The sequence below is a fragment of the Arthrobacter sp. P1_B3 genome, from assembly GCF_056406615.1.
The window spans coordinates 1-3,964 of the sequence record NZ_JBFTZV010000055.1 but is presented as its reverse complement, the minus strand read 5'-3'; the positions used below and the strand labels follow the sequence as shown (position 1 = coordinate 3,964).

5 protein-coding genes are annotated in these 3,964 nt (G+C 65.0%); 1 reads left to right on the top strand and 4 read right to left on the bottom strand.

Going from position 1 to position 3,964, the window contains the following annotated elements:
* On the bottom strand, positions 1-419 hold a 419-nt coding region (locus AC1D2F_RS23680; protein WP_476967888.1), incomplete at its 3' end, for a dihydrofolate reductase family protein.
* 227 nt (positions 420-646) lie between these two features.
* On the opposite strand from AC1D2F_RS23680, the gene AC1D2F_RS23675 reads away from it, so the two are divergent.
* A complete protein-coding gene (locus AC1D2F_RS23675) occupies positions 647-1,126 on the top strand; it encodes a hypothetical protein (RefSeq protein ID WP_476967887.1) in 480 nt (159 codons plus the stop codon).
* Between the two features lie 375 nt (positions 1,127-1,501).
* Here the strand turns inward: AC1D2F_RS23675 and AC1D2F_RS23670 are convergent, their stop codons facing one another.
* From AC1D2F_RS23670 to AC1D2F_RS23660, 3 genes are all read right to left on the bottom strand, one after another.
* On the bottom strand, positions 1,502-2,641 hold the full coding sequence (locus tag AC1D2F_RS23670) for an aminopeptidase P family protein (RefSeq protein ID WP_364747159.1): 1,140 nt from the start codon (positions 2,639-2,641) through the stop codon (positions 1,502-1,504).
* Between the two features lie 116 nt (positions 2,642-2,757).
* Positions 2,758-3,315: a putative immunity protein gene (locus AC1D2F_RS23665; RefSeq protein WP_476967886.1), complete on the bottom strand. Its 558-nt coding sequence runs from the start codon at positions 3,313-3,315 to the stop codon at positions 2,758-2,760.
* A gap of 434 nt (positions 3,316-3,749) precedes the next feature.
* On the bottom strand, positions 3,750-3,964 hold a 215-nt coding region (locus AC1D2F_RS23660; RefSeq protein ID WP_476967780.1), incomplete at its 5' end, for a transposase.

Below are 3,964 nucleotides of genomic sequence, written 5' to 3'. Positions count from 1 at the left end.
TCGTCGATCAGCCCGGCCCGCATGGCCGCCCCGGCGAGCGTTGCGCCGCCGACGCTCATCGGGCCGCCGTCCCCGGCCTTGAGCCGAGTGATCTCGGCGATCGCGTCGCCGCTGACCAGGCGGGTGTTCCAGTCGACCCTGTCGATCGTCGAGGAGAACACCACCTTCGGCGTGTCCCGCCAGTTCCGCGCGAACTCGATCTCCGCCGGGGTGGCGTCTGGCTGCTGGTCGCCGGTCGGCCAGTAGGAGCTCATTGTCTCCCAGAGCTTGCGCCCGTACAGCGACAGGCTGCTAGCCCGCTCCTGGTCGAGCCACCACTGGAACAATTCGTCGCTCGGCCCGCCCCAGCCGATGTCGTCGCCGGCCGCGGCGATGTAGCCATCCAGGGTCAGATTCATGCCGTAGATTAGTTTCCGCACGGCGCCAGCCTTCCGTCTTGTCGTGGTCGAGGGCGTCATTGAACTCTGTCGTCCCGCATATGATCGGCAGCGTCCTGTCCCTCATGGAGCCACCGTAACTGCCAATGATCTGGATGCAATAGCCTTCGCTCCGCGTTTCAACTGAGCTGACCCGTGAAGGATCCCCTATCAGACGGCCGCACCCTCGGCACGGGCGGGAAACTTTTGCGCATCGGTAGGCTAAGCCCATGGCATTGGGGGATGCGGCGCGGCCGCAGGCAGTTCGGTCACAAAGAGTGGTGCTGGATGCGTACGCGTTCATCAAGGGCTGGCTCATCGCCACCTCGCTCTGGGTGGGCGTGCTACTTCTCCTGGTGGCGGCAGGCTATGGCGTGCCCGCCTCGCGGGACGGCACCGACGCCGGCCACGTATGGGGCTTTTTGGGCATGGCGATTCTGTATGGCTTCGGAGTTTCCCTGGTGGTCGCGGCGCCACTGGCCTCGGTGCTGGCCTATCTGTTGCGCCCGGTCCGGAATCAATGGATCCACATCGGAGCCTTTTTCGCGGTGCCCACCCTAGTGTTCTGGCTGCTCGGAAGCGCCCTGGGCCTCGGCTGGCAGCCCTGGCTACTGATCCCATGGGCCACCGTTGGCGCAGCGGCAGCCATCGGCCGTTGGGCAATCCGCAAAGACGTCCTTGCCTCGAATTCTGCAGCTAACCCGGCCTGACCGCCCGCTGCACGATCCCCTTGCGGGCTGCGAGATGACAAATAGCGCTGCGAAAGGACCGCCATTTATCGCTGCGAGTCACATTGCCGGCCCGCCACAGCTTGATGCAGAGGGGGTATGTCACGCTGCGGCACGGCATCACCCATTTAGCTACCGAGGATCTGTTTTGCTTCGCCAACCAGTGATACCGCGGGGATGCTGGTTCTGTTATGGGATCAGAGCAGGCCGGCAGGCTGCAGGCGAAACAGAGAGCGCATACACCGTGACCACAACACTGAATGAAACGACCCTCGACGTCCCCGTGGACGTCCGGTTCACCGCGCCGGGCATTCCGCTGGCAGTGCGCCACGTCAGATCGTGGACCACGTCGGCTAACTAGTGGACGATTCTCATCTCGTGCGAGGTCTGATTGAGTCGCCGTCCGCCGTCGGGAACGACCGTCACAATGTCCTCGATCCGTACGCCGAACCTGCCCGGCAGGTAGATTCCGGGTTCGATCGAGAAGCACATGCCGGGGTGGAGGATCTGGGTTTCGCCCTCGACCATGTACGGCGGCTCGTGAGTCGTCAGTCCGATTCCGTGCCCGACGCGGTGAATGAAGTAGTCGCCGTAGCCGGCTTCAGTGATCACCGCCCGGGACACGCGATCGATCTCCTGGCACTCGACGCCTGGCCGCACGGCCTCGAACCCGGCCTGCTGTGCGTGTCTGACGACGTCGTGAACCTCGCGCTCCTCGGCGGTGGGTTCGCCGACGTGCACGGTCCGCGTCGTGTCTGATCCGTAGCCGTGTTTGAGGCCGCCGAAGTCGAGGACCACCATGTCTCCGTCCTCGATGATCCGTGGGCCGATCTCGTGGTGAGGGTTGGCTCCATTCGGACCCGAACCGACGACGGTGAAGTCCACCTGCGAATGACCGAATTGGCGAAGGAGGTCGGCGAGATCAGAGCCGACGTCGGTCTCGCTGCGCCCAGCGAACCGCACGGTGACGATCTCCTCGTACGCCTGGTCTGCGGCCGCGCCGGCCGCCGCCAGCCGCTCGATCTCGTCGTCATCCTTGATCGCCCGAAGCATCGGCAGGGCGGTCGTCATCGAGACGTAGGACGACTTGGGCAGTCGATCCTGCAGGCCGAGGAGGTGCATGGCCCAGGCCGAGTCAGAGACGGCATAACGTCCGGTGCCGGCCATCAGCGTCGCAGATTCCGTGTAGGGGTCGCTCCCGTCGGTCCAGTCGGTGATCCGCAGAATCGAGGCGCCGGCGGCCGCTTCCGCGTCGGGCCTCTCGAGCCTCGGAACGATCATGGCGGGCTCCGCGTCGACGGGGATCACGAGCATGGTGATGCGTTCAGTGATGGCCACGGGTGCATACCCGGTGAGGTACAGCAGGTCCGGTCCGGGAGTGACCAGGATGCCGTCGAGCCCGGCATCTTGGGCGGCGTGGGCTGCTCGCCGCAACCGCTCGGCGAAGTCATCGGCGGTGAACGGGGCCGGCTCGGAAAGGCTGCGATGATCACTCATGGTTCGCATTTTCGTGCGCGGGGCATCACTGGTCAACCCGTCGCGGGTTTGTCAGACGCCCTAGCAGTTTCCGGTTCCTTTACGTTCGCTCTCGACCCCGCCCGTAAGCCGTTCGCCTACCGGGCACCCTCCTGTGGCGAGATATTGTCCATAGCGGCCTGAATCTTCCGAATGATTGACCCGAGAATGCCCGACGCGAGAAGTCCGGTACCGAGCGGGCCCGCGGAGTCTTCACCAAGTGGTGGCAACTGCTGAAGCGCCGCCCTCACTTGAGCATTCATGTGCTCGAGTTGCCAAGAGATCTCGTCGGAGATGGCCGTGGGCTGATTCGGAGCGGCCAGCCCGGCCGCTTTCGCGGCGTAGGCGGCTGCGCCGAGAGCGTGCGCGCCCATGTGAGCGACCCCGGCAGCTTGTCCAGCAGCCCGGGCGGCCGCCACAGCCGCAGGAGAGCTAACCGCGTGCGCGGCCCGACCAGCAACGAAGCGCCGGCGAATTTCACCGGCGGCACCAAGTTCACCGTGAGCAAATGCCCGAGTACGAGCGATGGCATCACGTGGTCGACCGTCGGTCGGAGCCTCCGTCTCGAACAGGACCAGGACCCGCTCCGCACAGTCCGCCGCCCACGCTGCGACGAGGCGGCGATCAGTTTCGCTCAGTGACTGCGGGGACGGCATGCCAGCATTTTCGCACGCGGGCCCGCTGGACGATCGTCTACCAGGCACCAGGGGTGACATTTAGCGCTGCGAAAACGCCGCCACTTATCGCTGCGATCCGCAGATTTCGGGCGGCTGCGAGCACGTAGCACCAAGCTGGAGTTCGTGAGACCGCGCGTGCCACCCGGCGCGCGATCCGCGATCGAGTCCCTCAACGCCCGCTACCGGTGAGCGGTGCGAGCGGGCGGGCGCTTACCGAACGACGTCGCAGCGCTGAAATGCCTCAACTCCGCGCCCTCGTTAACGCGATCGCACAACGGATCCCAGACTGACCCTCCATGCCGGCGCAGACGAGTTCGGACATCGGTGCAGACGACTTCGGGCGCTGACAAGTGTGTCTCGAAACCTCTGCATCTCATATCCGGCGAATTCCAGTGGTGCCTGCAACACGGGATTTAGTTGGCTGGGTTCGAGACTAGCTCGGCGAGGACTTCTGCGGGCGTTCGGTAGCCGTGTCGTTTGCGTGGCCGGCGGTTGAGTTCCGCGGCGACGTTCTCGAGGATTCCGGGCCCGTGGAACGACAGATCGGTGCTTTTCGGGAAGTACTCGCGGAGGAGCCCGTTGGTGTTTTCGTTGCTGCCGCGCTGCCAGGGCGAATGTGGGTCGCAGA